The sequence below is a fragment of the Hoylesella oralis ATCC 33269 genome (assembly GCF_000185145.2).
GTDB classification, from domain to species: Bacteria; Bacteroidota; Bacteroidia; order Bacteroidales; family Bacteroidaceae; genus Prevotella; species Prevotella phocaeensis.
On sequence record NZ_GL833116.1, the window covers coordinates 292,537 to 308,226 of the forward strand.

At 45.0% G+C, this 15,690-nt stretch carries 12 protein-coding genes; 10 read left to right on the forward strand and 2 right to left on the reverse strand.

Annotation, left to right across the window (positions count from 1 at the left end):
• The first annotated feature begins 41 nt into the window (after positions 1–41).
• The 3 genes from def to thrS all read left to right on the forward strand — a co-directional run bounded on the left by def (position 42) and on the right by thrS (position 4,662).
• On the forward strand, positions 42–605 hold the full coding sequence (gene def, locus HMPREF0663_RS01320; RefSeq protein ID WP_004368247.1) for a peptide deformylase: 564 nt from the start codon (positions 42–44) through the stop codon (positions 603–605).
• Positions 606–620: 15 nt separating this feature from the next.
• Complete coding sequence (locus tag HMPREF0663_RS01325) at positions 621–2,597, forward strand: tetratricopeptide repeat protein (protein WP_004368248.1); 1,977 nt, start codon at positions 621–623, stop codon at positions 2,595–2,597.
• 100 nt (positions 2,598–2,697) lie between these two features.
• Positions 2,698–4,662 carry a threonine--tRNA ligase gene (gene thrS, locus HMPREF0663_RS01330; RefSeq protein WP_004368249.1) on the forward strand — a complete coding sequence of 655 codons (1,965 nt, stop codon included), beginning with the start codon at positions 2,698–2,700 and terminating at the stop codon, positions 4,660–4,662.
• Between the two features lie 408 nt (positions 4,663–5,070).
• Here thrS and HMPREF0663_RS11535 read toward each other — a convergent pair whose 3' ends face one another.
• Positions 5,071–6,357 (reverse strand): hypothetical protein, encoded by a 1,287-nt coding sequence (locus HMPREF0663_RS11535; RefSeq protein WP_143150400.1) that lies wholly within the window; start codon positions 6,355–6,357, stop codon positions 5,071–5,073.
• 338 nt (positions 6,358–6,695) lie between these two features.
• Between HMPREF0663_RS11535 and infC the strand changes: the two genes are divergently transcribed.
• The 4 genes from infC (at position 6,696) to HMPREF0663_RS01350 (ending at position 9,220) form a co-directional block, all read left to right on the forward strand.
• Positions 6,696–7,388 (forward strand): translation initiation factor IF-3, encoded by a 693-nt coding sequence (gene infC, locus HMPREF0663_RS01340; protein ID WP_004368251.1) that lies wholly within the window; start codon positions 6,696–6,698, stop codon positions 7,386–7,388.
• An 82-nt stretch (positions 7,389–7,470) separates the two neighbouring features.
• Positions 7,471–7,668, forward strand: coding sequence for a 50S ribosomal protein L35 (gene rpmI / locus HMPREF0663_RS11610; RefSeq protein WP_004368252.1), 198 nt, complete (start codon positions 7,471–7,473; stop codon positions 7,666–7,668).
• A gap of 36 nt (positions 7,669–7,704) precedes the next feature.
• Positions 7,705–8,049 carry a 50S ribosomal protein L20 gene (gene rplT / locus HMPREF0663_RS01345; RefSeq protein WP_004368253.1) on the forward strand — a complete coding sequence of 115 codons (345 nt, stop codon included), beginning with the start codon at positions 7,705–7,707 and terminating at the stop codon, positions 8,047–8,049.
• A 343-nt stretch (positions 8,050–8,392) separates the two neighbouring features.
• On the forward strand, positions 8,393–9,220 hold the full coding sequence (locus HMPREF0663_RS01350; protein WP_004368255.1) for a carboxylesterase family protein: 828 nt from the start codon (positions 8,393–8,395) through the stop codon (positions 9,218–9,220).
• Positions 9,221–9,232: 12 nt separating this feature from the next.
• Here the strand turns inward: HMPREF0663_RS01350 and HMPREF0663_RS01355 are convergent, their stop codons facing one another.
• Complete coding sequence (locus HMPREF0663_RS01355) at positions 9,233–11,362, reverse strand: Tex family protein (RefSeq protein ID WP_004368256.1); 2,130 nt, start codon at positions 11,360–11,362, stop codon at positions 9,233–9,235.
• Between the two features lie 373 nt (positions 11,363–11,735).
• Between HMPREF0663_RS01355 and HMPREF0663_RS01360 the strand changes: the two genes are divergently transcribed.
• From HMPREF0663_RS01360 to HMPREF0663_RS01370, 3 genes are all read left to right on the forward strand, one after another.
• On the forward strand, positions 11,736–12,065 hold the full coding sequence (locus HMPREF0663_RS01360; RefSeq protein WP_004368257.1) for a hypothetical protein: 330 nt from the start codon (positions 11,736–11,738) through the stop codon (positions 12,063–12,065).
• A gap of 183 nt (positions 12,066–12,248) precedes the next feature.
• Positions 12,249–14,618, forward strand: coding sequence for a TonB-dependent receptor (locus HMPREF0663_RS01365; RefSeq protein WP_004368259.1), 2,370 nt, complete (start codon positions 12,249–12,251; stop codon positions 14,616–14,618).
• A 10-nt stretch (positions 14,619–14,628) separates the two neighbouring features.
• Complete coding sequence (locus tag HMPREF0663_RS01370; RefSeq protein ID WP_004368261.1) at positions 14,629–15,666, forward strand: hypothetical protein; 1,038 nt, start codon at positions 14,629–14,631, stop codon at positions 15,664–15,666.
• Positions 15,667–15,690 lie beyond the last annotated feature (24 nt).

The window sequence follows — 15,690 nt, forward strand, 5'->3', positions numbered from 1 at the left end:
ACTGCATCCTCTATGATTTTGAAATAATATTTTAATAACGAATGATATTACCTATTTATATATATGGACAACCGGTGTTGCGCAAGGTGGCGAAAGATATAACGCCGGATTATCCGGACTTGGAAGAGCTTATTAAAGATATGTTTGAGACGCTAACGGCGTCGGATGGCGTGGGATTAGCTGCTCCCCAAATTGGGAAAAGCATAAGAGTTGCTGTGATAGACCTTGATGTGTTGAGCGGTGAGTTGCCCGAATATAAGGATTTCAGGAAAGCATATATCAATCCGCACATCATAGAAATCGACGATAACAGCAAGAAAGAAATCATGGAGGAGGGCTGCCTGTCTATTCCGGGAATTCATGAAAGCGTTACAAGACCGTCGCGTATTCATGTACAGTATATGGATACAGCCTTTGTACAGCATGATGAATGGGTGGATGGATATTTGGCTCGTGTGATGCAACATGAGTTCGATCATCTGGATGGAACTATGTTTGTGGATCGTTTATCGCCTTTCCGCAAGCAGATGGTCAATAGTAAACTCAAGGCTTTGATACAAGGTAAGTATCGTTGTTCTTACCGTACGAAGCCGGTACACAAATAGAATTATCCCCGAAATATGTATCGAAAGCTCATTGTTTGGGTACTTTTATGTCTGTCATTGAATGCATATGGGCAGTTCAATACCGACAGATTACTCACGAGTGGACAGATTGCACTTCACTATGAGGACTATGTTCTTTCGATTCAATACTTCAATCAAGTTATTTCTTTGAAGCCTTTTCTGTATCAACCTTGGCAGTATAGAGGCGTTGCCAAGTTCTATCTCGACGATTATGTGGGAGCAGAAGCTGATGCAACCGAGGCAATTAAATTAAATCCGTATATCCACGGACTCTACGATTTGCGGGCTATTTCGCGCATACGACAGGAGAAATATGAGGATGCCATTGCAGATTACACTCAAGCCATACGTATTGATCCGCAGATACAGAACTATTGGTTCAACCGTGCCATCTGTATGTTGAATACGAAAGAATACGATCGAGCGTTGCTGCAAACGGATACCATCGTTTCTAAATGGGCGAAATTTGCCAATGCTTATACCTTGAAAGCAGAGATATATCTGCAAAAGAAAGATACTACGCAGGCAGCCAAATGGCTCGATAAGAGTTTGGAACTCGATCCGTATGACGGCAATTCGTGGACTACGCGCGCTTATATCAGTCTTTCGAGGCATAAATGGCGCGATGCAGATCAGGAACTTTCTAAGGCTATACACCTGAAACCGAATACAGTGAACAACTATGTGAACCGTGCACTTGCACGATTGAACTATAATAATCTGCGCGGAGCGATGGCCGATTATGACAAGGCATTGGAGTTGGACGACAGGAATTTCCTTGCTCATTATAACCGCGGACTGCTTCGTATGCAGCTTGGAGATGATAATCGTGCCATCTCCGATTTCGATTATGTTATCAAATTAGAACCTAAGAACTTTTTAGCAATATTCAATCGGGCACTGCTGAACGACCGTACGGGTAATTTGCAGGCGGCTATCCGCGACTATTCACTTGTAATAGATCAATTCCCTAACTTCTGGACTGGGCTTTCTCATCGTGCTAACTGTTATCGTCGATTGGGACAGGTGGCAAAAGCCGAGCTCGATGAGTTTCGCATTCTTAAGGCCCAAATGGATAAACGGCTTGGCGTACAGCAACGGTGGAGCAAAAGTAAATTGCACCAAATGCGCAAACGAAGCGAGATAGATCCCGAGAAATACAATGAAATTGTTGTCGAAGATGAGAACAAAGTGGAACACGAATATAAGAGCGAATATCGCGGACAGATACAAAATAGAGCCGTAGACGTGGCGTTTATGCCTATGTATGAGCTTTCTTATTTGCCTTATAAGAACGGTGTAAAGGCGTATCAAGCCTATGAACGCGAGGTTGAAGCCTTTAATACCCAAGCTAAACCGGCCCACCACGTGTATGTAACGTGCAATACCGGTCAGTTGAGCGAACGGCAATCGAAGGCTTATTTTGCCATGATCGACTCTCTTTCGGCACATATCGCAGCAGTACACCATATTGACGACACTCGTAATTTGCTGTTCGAGAGAGCCGTAGCCTACGGACTATTGCAGAATTACGATGCTGCGATCAGCGATCTCACCGTATATTTACAGATCGATAGCACCTCTTCGATGGGGTATTGGCAACGTGCAGTATGCCAAACAATGATGAACAATTTCGATGCTTCCAAGGGAGTGGATACACAATTGAAAGTGGCAAAAGCAATGGAAGACTTCAACAAAGCCATTGAACTCAATTCCCGAAACGCGTACATATACTATGATCGTGGCAATTTGCATGCCATGAAAAAAGAATATACGCAGGCTGCAGACGACTATACCATGGCTCTTAAATACGATCCGCGACTGGCCGAAGCCTATTATAACCGCGGCTTGGCACGAATATTCAGTAACAACAGGGCCGAAGGGATTGCCGATTTAAGCAAATCGGGAGAGCTCGGACTTTATGATGCCTACAGTGTTATCAAGCGTTATTCAGTTAATAAGAGCAAATAAGATATAGTACATCTAATGCTATTTTTAAATGAAAACATTACTTGTTCTCGAAAGAAAGCATTACTTTTGTGCCCGATAAAAGATTAAATACTAATTTGTTATGGTAAAAATCACATTTCCGGATGGCTCTGTACGTGAGTACGAACAGGGCGTGACGGGGTTACAAATCGCCGAGAGTATATCACCTGCTCTCGCTCGCAACGTTGTATCTTGCGGTGTTAATGGTGAGACAGTAGAGCTGAACCGTCCGATCAACGAAGACGCAACCATTGCTCTTTATAAATTTGAGGACGAAGAAGGCAAGCATACCTTTTGGCATACTTCTGCCCACTTATTGGCCGAGGCGCTACAAGAGCTATATCCGGGCATACAATTTGGCTTTGGACCGGCCATAGAGAATGGGTTCTTCTATGATGTTATGCCCAAGAAAGGCGACGTGATATCAGAGAGCGACTTTCCAAAGATAGAGGCCAAGATGATGGAACTTGCTAAAAAAGATGAACAGGTGGTTCGTAAATCTTTGTCTAAAGCGGATGCTTTGAAGGAATTTAAGGCCGACGGACAGGTATATAAGTGCGAACATATCGATCAAGACCTCGAAGACGGCACGATTACAACATATACACAAGGCGCGTTTACCGACCTTTGTCGCGGTCCGCACCTGATGTCTACCGGTCTTATCAAGGCCGTTAAGATAACCAGTGTGGCCGGTGCATTCTGGCGAGGCGATGCAAAACGTGAGCAATTGACACGCATCTACGGCATCACTTTCCCCAAGAAGAAGATGCTCGACGAATATCTCGTGATGCTCGAAGAGGCCAAGAAGCGCGACCATCGCAAGATAGGAAAAGAGATGGAACTGTTTACTTTCTCCGAAAGAGTAGGCAAAGGATTGCCTATCTGGTTGCCGAAAGGAACGGAATTGCGCCTGCGTTTGCAGGATATGCTGCGCAAGATACAGAAACGTTTCGGCTATCAAGAAGTAATAACTCCGCATATCGGTTCCAAGAATTTGTACGTAACATCGGGCCATTATGCACATTACGGCAAAGATAGTTTCCAACCCATCCACACGCCGGAAGAAGATGAAGAGTACATGCTAAAGCCGATGAACTGCCCTCACCATTGCGAAGTGTTTGCATGGAAGCCGCGTTCTTACAAAGATCTGCCGTTGCGTATCGCCGAATTCGGCACGGTGTATCGCTACGAAAAGAGCGGAGAGTTGCACGGACTCACCCGTGTACGTTCGTTTACCCAAGACGATGCGCATATTTTCTGCCGTCCCGATCAGGTGAAGAGCGAGTTCCTGCGTGTGATGGATATCATACAGACCGTGTTCAAGATATTCAACTTCGATAACTTCGAAGCACAGATATCGCTCCGCGATCCTAAGGATCGTGAGAAATATATCGGCGCCGATGAGGTTTGGGAAGAAAGCGAACAGGCGATAAAAGAAGCATGTGCCGAGAAAGGACTCGATGCAAAGATAGCTTATGGAGAGGCTGCATTCTATGGACCGAAGCTCGATTTCATGGTAAAAGATGCCATCGGTCGCCGTTGGCAGTTAGGAACAATTCAGGTAGATTATAACCTTCCGCAGCGTTTCAAGTTGGAATATACCGACGAGGATAACGTGAAGAAGACGCCTGTAATGATACACCGTGCTCCGTTCGGCAGTCTTGAACGTTTCACAGCCGTGCTTATCGAGCACACCGCAGGTCATTTCCCGTTGTGGCTCACGCCCGACCAAGTGGCCATACTGCCCATTTCTGAAAAGTATAACGACTATGCCAAGAAGGTGTCTAAATACTTTGATGCGCAGGGAGTACGTGCAACAATCGATGATAGAAACGAAAAAATCGGCCGTAAAATTCGTGATAATGAATTGATGCGTGTGCCCTACATGGTGATCGTAGGCGAAAAAGAAGCTGCCGACGGCCTTGTTTCGATGCGGAAACAAGGAGGAGGCGAACAGGCTACCATGACTATGGAAGAATTTGCCAAGCGCATTAATGGCGAGGTTGCCGAGATGCTTAAGGTAACCGACATACATCCGAAAGACTGATACATCTTGCATTGTGCAGGGGCAGAGGGGTAAAACAGCCGTTCTGCCCCTGCTTTGTTTTTGCTTTGTACATGAAAAAGGTGCCGGTTTGTGCGGCTGTGTAATTTAAATACCGTTTTTTCACTATGGTAATAGAGGTATCGGACACGAGATTTATTTTCCTTATATATCGATAATATACAGCAGATATATCAATGATAGATAAAAGGTCTGTCGAAAATTTTCTTTTGAAAATATTGTTATATAGGAATTTTTTATGTAGAATATTTTCGGTCTAATAACATCTTGTGTCTGAAAAATTATACGCCTGTGTTTTCGTATAAAGTCAATTAAATATAAGTAAGAGAGAACCATGATTTATAGAGATCAGTGGTTTTCTCTTACTTAAAATTGTGTGTAACGATAAGTCTATTTCACAGCGACTTTCTTGCCATTCTTGATATAAATACCGTGGTTGAGCTCTTTAATATCGGAAACGTTCCGCTTGACCAATTGACCGGCAATATTATAAACATCCGATTTTTTTGTTTTATCTTTGTTAATAGAAGAAATGCCGGTAATTATAGAACCACTGCCCGATGTTGAACTGTACGTTAACGTATAGCCGTTGGTGTTGATGGTACCGTTGTTTACCAAAGTCGTAATGGTAGTATTTTGCGTTAGATTCCATGTAACACCTGTACCAACAGTTACATTTAGAGCCGTAGCATATGAATCCTTTGCCACATATCCGGTAACAGTCCATGTTGAGTCGGTTTGCAACACCAGATTTCCTGTGCCGCCATAAGTGCTCCAACGGGTGTTGTAGTCCACATACATCAGATTGTTACTTGGCACGGTCAGGTCTACATCTTTCAGTGTGAGTGTACCTGTAATGTTGGTAGGAATTTCACATAGAGGAGCGCTTGAGTCGGTTAATGTAATCTTGCCCCCGTTGATGGTGATGGTACCATTATAGCCTTCTGAGTCTCCCGAGCCACTCTGTAGAATCATCAATCCGCGAGAACTGCTGCCGGACGTGAAGTCGCAGTTATTGATAGTGATAGAGTTGTCGCCTTCGATTACGCCAATTTCGCCTTGAGAACTGGAGCCTGTCGCATCTGTAGCTGTAATAGTGCCCGTCGAATAGAGGATGGCACAGTCGGTACCTGTGGTAACATAAGAGCCTTCATTGATGGTTACCGTGCCACCGCCACGGTCGGTAGCACAGACAGATGAGTTGCTGCCACTGGTAGTAATCGTTAAATTGGTAGCATTGATGGTACCGCCACCTGTAGCATGGATGCCGCGTGAGAGATTTGCAGTATTCGTAATAGTTACATTACTGATATTTAGAATGCCGGAACCGTAAGCAAAACCGGCATTAGCTCCGATGGCCGATGTGGTGATAGTTCCGCCGGCCATATTGATGATAGCATTACTTCCGTTCACGTATACGGCCGAATTAATGCCATAGAATGAAGAACCGTCTGAATCACTGGTATCGCCCCCTGTCTTTTGAATAGTACAATTGGTAAGTCCCAGTGTGCCTTTCGTTACTTGAACTACATTGTAGTCAGATGTCGAACAGGTAAGTGTTTGATTTGAAAGTACAGTTGATGTGGAACCATCAGAGAGGGTGTAGGTTGCTCCCGAAGGAGAAGAAGTGGTAGAACTTGTACTTCCACCATCGTTACGAGAACTGCTTTGTGCCATAATTGATGCCGAATTCATGCACAAAAGCGCAAAAAATAAAAGGGTAGACTTTTTCATAAAAAGTGAATTTTGAATTGTTAAACTTATTGATTGATAATGTATTAGTCTATTTGATCGATGTTGCAAATATAGTAAAAGATCGGATAAGTTTCTGTCCATTAACATTTTTTATTTAATATGTTTGATTTTTACTGTGAATTTGAATTTTGTTTTTCTCTAAAATAGTAAATAAGTCCCAATTGAAAGTTTAATAAAATAATATTAAAAGTTTTGCTAATTGGTGGAAAAAACGTAACTTTGCAGCCGTTTAGCAGAATAAACACAATTAAAATAGTTGAATGAAGAATGACAAAATGAATAATCAGTACCGCGTGAATGAGCAAATTCGCGTAAGGGAAGTACGTATTGTAGGTGACGACGGCTCTACTGTAATGCCAACACGGCAAGCCTTGGATATGGCACGTCAGCAAGGTGTTGATCTTGTAGAGATATCTCCTAATGCCCAGCCACCCGTTTGTCGTCTCATCGACTATTCCAAGTTTCTTTACCAACAGAAGAAGCGTCAGAAAGAAATGAAGGCCAAACAGGTAAAGGTGGAAGTAAAAGAAATACGCTTCGGACCGCAGACCGATGAGCATGATTACCAGTTCAAGTTGAAACATGCTAAGGAATTTCTTAACGAAGGGAATAAGGTTAGGGCATACGTCTTCTTCCGTGGGCGCTCCATTTTGTTCAAAGAACAGGGCGAAGTTCTACTGCTTCGTTTCGCAAACGACCTCGAAGAGTTGGGGAAGGTAGAGCAAATGCCGAAGCTCGAAGGCAAAAAGATGTTTCTTTATCTTGCACCGAAAAAGGTCGGGGTGGCAAAGAAAAGTCAGCAGAAAATGGATCGCGAGAAACGTGAAGCCGAGGCCAAAGAGCAGAAAGGGGCCAAAGCAGAAGACGAGACTGCGGCAGTTAATCCCAATGCAGGTCTGTTTGCCAACGCCAAAAATGGCGAAGACGCGCTGAAGAAACTCAGTCAAGAGTAAACGAAATGAAAGAATGTGCGTAACGTCTTGGTATATACGTTGCCACAGAAGTAAATAAATAACAATTTAAAATTAACAAAAAATGCCAAAAGTAAAGACAAATTCCGGTGCAAAGAAGAGATTCCGTTTTACCGGTACTGGTAAGATTAAACGTAATCATGCTTACCATAGTCACATTCTGACTAAGAAAACAAAGAAGCAGAAGAGGAATTTAGTTCATCAAACTCTTGTTGATCGAAGCAACATGAAACAGGTACGCGACCTGCTTCGCCTGCGTTAATTCATTTTTAGTCGAACAATTAAAGGAAAAGAAACTATGCCAAGATCAGTAAATCATGTTGCTTCAAAAGCAAAAAGAAAAAGAATTCTGAAGCTCACCAAGGGTTACTATGGAGCGAGAAAGAATGTTTGGACAGTAGCAAAGAATACTTGGGAGAAAGGTCTGACTTATGCTTATCGCGACCGTCGTAATAAGAAACGTACTTTCCGTGCATTGTGGATACAGCGTATCAATGCTGCTGCACGTCTTCAGGATATGAGTTATTCGCAGTTAATGGGGGCTCTTCACAAGGCTGGCATTGAGATCAATCGCAAGGTTCTTGCAGATTTAGCTGTTAATAACCCAGAAGCTTTCAAGGCTATTGTTGATAAAGTGAAGTAAAATCGTTTAAATCAATAATACAAAGAGATGTATCAAGGCGATGCTTGGTACATCTCTTTTTTGTTTTATCTCGATGGTGTGAGTATGCTTCTTAAAGGCCATAAACACACGTTAAAAAACTCTTTTTATCGCTATTTTTATGTTTAAACAATCCTAATCCGGTGGTATGGCCGTTATTTTTTCCGTATCTTTGGCAATGATGGCGTAAATCGAATGTAATTAAACTTACGATAAATTATTGAGATACTGCCTATCTTATGCAAAAATAGTGTAAGCAGAGCGCAAAAGAAATTGCTTGGAATTACTGATATGTAATCTGTTTTAGGCAATACAATATTCGAGTATGAAAGGTTTAAAAATAAGAAAATACGGCTTTGTACTTTTATTTATTTTCTGTTGTCTGCCGTTAATGGCGCAACAGATCGATAAAGGTGATTTTAAAACTGTAAGCGATTTGGCTCCTAACGGTTATCGTTTTTGGATATATACGCCGGCTGATTATGAGCAAGGGGGACATCCTCTTCCGCTTGTCATCTTTCTTCATGGTGCCAGTCTTTGTGGAAATAATCTGCAAAAGGTAAGGCGTTACGGCGTATTGGATGCCATCGACAGAGGGAAAATAATCCCCACGTTGGTGGTAGCACCGCAAAATACGGGTGGTGCATGGAATGCACATAAGATCAATGACTTATTGGAATGGACGAAAAATCATTATGCTGTAGACACTACCCGTGTGTATGTTCTGGGCATGAGTTTGGGAGGTTACGGCACAATGGACTTCGTTGGGACCTATCCTGATAAGGTCGCAGCAGCCATGGCTCTATGCGGCGGTTGCTCTTTAAGCGATGTCGGCGGACTCGGAAAGGTGCCTTTGTGGATTATGCACGGTACGGGCGACCGCGCCGTATCGGTGAAACAATCGCAGAATGTGGTTAGTAAATTACAGCAAATGGGGCTCGACAAACTGTTACGCTACGACTGGCTGAAAGGCGCATCTCATGGGTTTTTAGCCCGATTGTTTTACTTGCAGAAAACCTACGATTGGCTCTTTTCGCATTCATTGCAGGACAGTCCCCGAACAATAGATAAGCATTTCGACATCACTTCGGCAGATATTCAGCAGACGTATCAAGAGCTTCGCGTCGTTCCTTCTATGTACGACAACGATTAGAATACCATATCTCTACAATTTCATCGTCAAACTTATTCGCCTGCGCTGCATATCTACCGCCAAAACCTTTACCTGCACATGCTCGTGCAGATGTACCACGGTAGCCGGATCGCTTACGAATTTGTTCGCCAGTTGCGATATATGTACGAGTCCGTCTTGATGAACGCCGATGTCGACAAAGGCACCGAACTTGGTAATATTAGTCACAATGCCGGGCAAGAGCATCCCTTCGTGCAGGTCGTCTATGGTCTTTACGTTCGGATCGAACTCGAACAATTCGATTTCTGCACGCGGATCACGCCCGGGTTTTTCCAGTTCTTTCATAATATCATTGAGCGTCGGAAGCCCCACTTCCTTAGTTACATACCTGTTCAAATCTATGCCTTTCTGCCTTGTTTTGTCTTTTATCAGCTCGTCTACGCTGCATCCGCAATCGTCGGCCATCCGCTCTACGATGCCGTAACTCTCCGGATGAACCGCACTGTTGTCCAATGGATTTTCGGCATTCGGAATGCGGAGGAAGCCTGCACATTGCTCATAAGCCACGGGCCCTAATCGGGGAACTTTTTTCAACTGTACGCGCGAGACAAACTCACCGTTCTGTTTTCTGTATTCCACGATATTCTTGGCAAGCGTAGGACCGAGTCCGCTCACGTATGTAAGCAGGTGCTGACTGGCCGTATTCAGGTTTACACCCACCGAGTTCACGCAACTTGCCACCGTTATATCAAGGCTCTTTTTCAGTTTCGCTTGGTCTACGTCGTGCTGATATTGCCCTACACCGATGCTTTTTGGATCGATTTTCACGAGTTCAGCAAGCGGATCCATCAATCGTCTGCCTATTGAAACCGCGCCACGTACGGTAACATCTTCATTCGGAAACTCCTCTCGTGCCGTCTTCGAGGCCGAATAAACGGAAGCGCCGTCTTCGCTTACCACAAATACATGTATGCCCTCTTTCCGGTAATGAGCCTCCCGAAGAATGTCAGAGGTTTCTCTGCTCGCCGTTCCGTTGCCCACTGCAATGGCCTCGATGTCGTATTCGTCGACGATTTCCGCAAAGTGTCGCATGGCTGCTTTCCTGTTTCCTTTGGGCGGAAAAGGGTAGGCAACGTCGTTATAAAGCAGGTTTCCCTGCGCATCGAGGCATACCACCTTGCATCCGGTGCGTATTCCGGGATCGACACCCATCACGCGTTTCTGTCCTAAAGGGGCTGCCAACAGCAGCTGACGAAGGTTTTCGGCAAACACACCGATAGCTTCTTCGTCGGCTTTTTGCTTATATAAGGCGGCTATTTCGGTCTCTATAGAGGGTTCGAGCAGCCGTTTATAAGCATCCTCTGCCGCTTCTTTCACCAATAGAGCGCAATCTCCGTACCCTCTGACGAACTGTCGCTGCAGTTGAGAAACGGCTCTTTCGTTGTCAACCGAGATATTGATGCGCAGAATACCCTCGTTCTCGCCGCGACGCATGGCCAGCAGACGATTGCCGGAGCAACGGCGCAACGGTTCCGAAAAGTCGAAATAATCGCGATATTTAGCCGCTTCGTCGGTATCTTTTTGGGTTTTAACAACCTTAGACGTAATTACCGCTCCGTGCAGAAAGGCATTACGCAGCCGTTGTCGGGCCTGTTCGTTCTCGCAGATATTCTCTGCAATGATGTCTTTCGCACCGTCTATGGCCGCCGAAACGCTGTCTACCCCCTCTTTAACGAACCTCTGTGCCGCCTGCATCACGTTTCGTTCGCGTTGCTGCATAATGATATCGGCCAAAGGTGCCAATCCCAATTCGCGTGCCACCTGTGCCCGTGTGCGACGTTTGGGCTTGTAAGGCAGATAGATGTCTTCCAATTCGGTGCTGTCCCAACAGTCGTCTATGCGTTTTTGCAGTTCCGGCGTCATCTTTTCCTGCTCCTCTATAGTGTTGCAGATGGTCTGTTTACGTTTTACGAGTTCGTTCAGCCGGTCGTTCCACTCGCTGATAAGTCCGATCTGCACTTCGTTCAACCCTCCGGTACGTTCTTTCCGATAGCGTGCAATAAAGGGTATAGTGCATCCTTCATCAAGAAGTTGCAGTACATTTTCTACTACCGAGTCGGCCAAATGCAACTTGCTAACAATGATCTTTGTAAAAATATTCATCTTTTTCCGTGGTTTCTGTCTTGTTTAAGTATTATTAAACGGAAATAAGGAGGTATGCTTCGGTTTGCCGATACACCGCCTATCCTTTGCAAAGATACTGTTTTTATGGTAAGAACAGGCAGAAAGTGAAACTTTTGTAACGTGAATAAAATATAAACAAACGCCGGGTAATGCAGAAATAAAAGCGGTTTATGACCGGAAAACGAGGGCAGGTTATGCGAATATAAGTTAATATTTTAAATTCCCATACCGTAGACATTTAATTTATAAATATAATTTCTTACATTTGCAACGTATATAGTTATTTTTATTGTACGCATTGTACAAAATACTTATAATGCACAGACGGTAAACGGTAATTGGCAAAATCGTCATGATAGGAAGAAACACAACCATAAAACAACGCTTGGCATGGATGTTATTGACAACATTTATGCTTATGTTGCTGTTGAAAGGTATTCACTATCATGGCAACGTTTATTCGAGCAAAAAGGCTGCGGTAGAGCATTGCGACAGTATCGATGCGGTGAAAAGCACGTGCTCTATTTGCGAATTTACATTACATGAGTCGGTGGAGCCCCATAACTATTCTTACGCTCCCGTACTCTTGTTTTCGATCTATACCATACCCGAACCGACTTTTGTTGCAGCTTATCGTCCTTTTATTCCGATAAGCGCCCATTCTCCTCCATGCAAGGCGTGAAGTCCATGCTTGCAGCGTGTGCATGAAAAACGGTACATGTATCAGCCATATTACATATTTCTATGACCGATATATGTTCTGTCTGTCGGCGTTACACGGGCTATGTATGGATTATGTTGTCTCGGTCTGTGCGGGATTGAGGCAGATAACTTTATTCTGAAGAAATCAATTTAATTTTAATATATGTGTTACAATATTCATGTGCGCAGTATCGCCATGATGATCGTTACAATATTGTCTGTGCTGTACAGTCGTGCAGAGGTGTGCTCAGCGGTAGCGGATAACAGTGTAAAACGTATCGTTGTTATCGATGCCGATACGCAGCTACCGTTGGCAGGAGCACGGATCATCATTGGCAGACAGGAGTGGCTGACCTCGAAAGATGGGCATGCAGAAGTGCCGCCAGCGGCTCTTGTAGGAAAGATATGCATGATAAAAAGCGTGGGTTACGAGCCTGTAAGCGTAGATATAAGAACGCTTGTGTCGGCAGAAACGCCGTTTACCGTGCGTATGATGCCCTCGATCAACAGTCTCGAAGAGGTTGTAGTCTCCGGAAAATATGGAGAAAATTCTCCTGTACGGCAGTCTGTGGCCCTTGGTAGTAACGAAATACAGCGCAATGGAGGCGTTTCGTTGGCAAAAATGCTCGAAAGTGTGTCGGGTGTGAGCACCATCAGCAATGGGGCTACGATATCTAAACCCGTCATACAAGGTATGCATAGCAGTCGCATTTTGCTTCTTGACAACGGTATACGGTTGGAAGGACAGGGTTGGGGAGCCGATCATGCGCCGGAAATAGACCAAACTGGCTTCGGTAAAGCCGAAGTTGTGAAGGGTGCAGAGAGCGTTCGTTACGGTTCGGGGGCATTAGGAGGCGTAGTATTGCTCAATCCGGCGCCGTTACCTTATGGTTCCGACCGTTGGAGTTTATCGGGTTATGCCGGTATGGGATATGCTACGAATGGCAGAGGCAAGGATATTTCGGCTACCGTAGAGACGGGTAAAGGGGCTTGGGCCGTTCGTCTGCATGGATTGTGGCGATATTCCGGCGATTATTCCACGGCCCGTTATCTGCTCAATAACACCGGACAGCGCGAGAACAGCTGGTCTCTATTTACGGGATATAGGGCAAAGAAGTTCGATGCTTCTGTCTTCGCGAGCTGGTATCATACCAAAAGTGGCATATTCTTCGGTTCTCATGTGGGCGGATTAGAAGACCTCTTGGCAAGATTTCGTACGGGTAGACCGGTGGAAGAGTCCGTTATGCCTTACACAAGCGATATACGTGTGCCTTATCAACAGGCCGATCATCTGCTGTTGAAAGGTGAACTGGCTTGGCATCTTGCCCGAAATAGCCATCTTATATTGGATGTTGCGTATCAGCATAACCACCGTCAGGAGTACGAAAACCGGCGTAGCGAAGTTTATGATTATGTACCCGTAATGGATATACACCTGCGCAGTTTCTCTCTCGATCTGCGTTGGCGTAAGCCGTGGAAGGCTGTAGGATGGGAAACACAGTGCGGTTTGTCGACCATCTACCAGCGCAATGTAAATCAGGAGGGCACGGCTTCTACGCCTTTTATTCCCAATTATACTACCCTTGCATCGGGTGTTTATCTTATTCAGAAAGCGGTCTTGGGCGGCGTACAAGCCGAAATAGGACTGCGATACGACTTTCGTAATACCGATGCGAGCGGTTACGATTGGCGTCGCGAGCTCTATGGAGGTACCAAACGGTATAGCAATTTTACCGGTAGCATGGCCTTCTATAGACAGTTCGACAGGCACTTTTCCGCAAGAATAAATATGGGATTGGCATGGAGGGCGCCCGATGTGAACGAGCTTTATAGCAATGGTTTGCATCATGGCAGTTCATGGTCGTTGGGCAACAGAGACCTGAAATCGGAACGAGGTTATAAGTTCGTCGCCGGTGCAGAGTACAAAGAGGCGTGGTTGTCGGTAGAGCCGAGCCTCTTCTACCAGTATATCGGCAATTATATATACGACAGCCCCGACAAATCTTTGGGTGAGGGAGGCATCCATGTTCATTGGAATGGCGTTTATCCTATATTTGCCTTCCGGCAAGACAACTGCCATTTTTATGGCGCAGACCTGAATGCTCGTGTCGTATTACCTAAAGGGTTCGCGCTCAAGGGGAAAGGAGAATGGACGAGAGCACGCAATGCTACGCTGCATACATGGCTGCCCCTCATTCTGTCGGACAGGTACACGTTTGCGGCAGAATGGCAATGTAAGTGGGGTAGAAGGCGACAATGGAAGGCTGAAGCAAGGGTTGAAAACCTGTTTGTATGCAAACAAACGCGCTTTGACAGGGAAAAGGAGCTCGTTGATGATACGCCCTCGGCCTATTATCTGCTCAATACGTATGCGGAAATTGCTTGCCGTATCGGCAGTGACCGTACGGTCAGAGTCATGTTGTCTACCGAAAATCTTCTCAATAACGAGTACAAGGAGTACACCGATCGGTTCAGATATTACGCTCATGCCCCCGGGCGAAGCGTATCTGTCAGGACAGTAATTAATTTTTAAACAATATATTATGAACAGAAAACTATTTGTATGGACGGCGCTGATGTTTGCTGCCGTCTTGTTGTTTGCCTCGTGCGATAAGAATGCACTTGAGGCCCCGAAGCCGAAGGTGGAGGATGAAATCAAAGGACATGATGAGTGGAATAAGATTAAACTGGTGATGCGAATGGGCAAAATGAGTGCCGATAATAAGTTTGTAGAGGCCTACGACGAGTCGTATCAGAACGTGATACCCGTGAAACAGGTTATAGAAATAGGCCGTGCAGCGGGTGGTACGGGCAGTGTTCAGATACAAAGTGCGCTCAAAGAGTTCCAAGTTATCAAGGGCAGCAATGTTTATTATACGCTCGAGATGTTATATTACGATCGCAAAGGCAGGCTGATGAACGAACAATTTTGTACTTGTCCGGCCAAAAAGGAGTTACAGATGCTGCCCATACACCAGCATTTTTTTACGATCAGCGATAAGGATTTTTCAGGAAAGGAGGCCTATCCGACCACGCTCGATGGCAAAGAAATAGATGAATTCGGTAAGTCTGGCGGCACAAGACCGTCGTTTCAACAGCTACAGAAGCTAACGAAAACGGTATTCAATTACTCTTATCGCGATACAGATCCCGTGGACAAAACGATAGGAGATACCTATCAGGATGAGAAGACAGGCAAGAGCCGCACCGTGGACCGGATAAGGAAAGGCCGTTCGTTGGATGCCTCGGTACCTTACGACCGTGTAGGATTGAAAGGATATTTCCGGTTTGTGCGTGCCGACATACGCTTCCAGATGCGCATAGACCTCGTTCATGTACTGCCGGGGGATAAGTATATCGGTCGTGGAGAGGGTGGATTGCTCGATTTCGATGAGCGTCATCCGGCATGGAGTGTTAGCGATGTGATACTTAAACTGCCTTTCCGTGTGGTGGCCGATGCCGATAATAACATCGACGTTTACGTAAAGGAATTGGCCAAGGTGCTTGGTAAAGACGAAAAAGATGTGGCGGCAATACTTAAAAGTAGCGATATAAAAGTGCAGAAGGGCTTCCGAATGTAAGCACGGCAACCTGTTCTTATGTAC

Excerpts from the sequence above, each read along its gene's own strand:
- HMPREF0663_RS01370 (WP_004368261.1), top strand. The coding sequence starts at position 14,629 with ATGAACAGAAAACTATTTGTATGGACGGCGCTGATGTTTGCTGCCGTC.
- rpmI (WP_004368252.1), top strand. The coding sequence starts at position 7,471 with ATGCCAAAAGTAAAGACAAATTCCGGTGCAAAGAAGAGATTCCGTTTT.
- def (WP_004368247.1), top strand. The coding sequence starts at position 42 with ATGATATTACCTATTTATATATATGGACAACCGGTGTTGCGCAAGGTG.
- HMPREF0663_RS01365 (WP_004368259.1), top strand. The coding sequence starts at position 12,249 with ATGTGTTACAATATTCATGTGCGCAGTATCGCCATGATGATCGTTACA.
- HMPREF0663_RS01355 (WP_004368256.1), bottom strand. The coding sequence starts at position 11,362 with ATGAATATTTTTACAAAGATCATTGTTAGCAAGTTGCATTTGGCCGAC.
- HMPREF0663_RS01325 (WP_004368248.1), top strand. The coding sequence starts at position 621 with ATGTATCGAAAGCTCATTGTTTGGGTACTTTTATGTCTGTCATTGAAT.
- HMPREF0663_RS01360 (WP_004368257.1), top strand. The coding sequence starts at position 11,736 with ATGATAGGAAGAAACACAACCATAAAACAACGCTTGGCATGGATGTTA.
- thrS (WP_004368249.1), top strand. The coding sequence starts at position 2,698 with ATGGTAAAAATCACATTTCCGGATGGCTCTGTACGTGAGTACGAACAG.
- rplT (WP_004368253.1), top strand. The coding sequence starts at position 7,705 with ATGCCAAGATCAGTAAATCATGTTGCTTCAAAAGCAAAAAGAAAAAGA.
- infC (WP_004368251.1), top strand. The coding sequence starts at position 6,696 with ATGAAGAATGACAAAATGAATAATCAGTACCGCGTGAATGAGCAAATT.
- HMPREF0663_RS01350 (WP_004368255.1), top strand. The coding sequence starts at position 8,393 with ATGAAAGGTTTAAAAATAAGAAAATACGGCTTTGTACTTTTATTTATT.
- HMPREF0663_RS11535 (WP_143150400.1), bottom strand. The coding sequence starts at position 6,357 with ATGGCACAAAGCAGTTCTCGTAACGATGGTGGAAGTACAAGTTCTACC.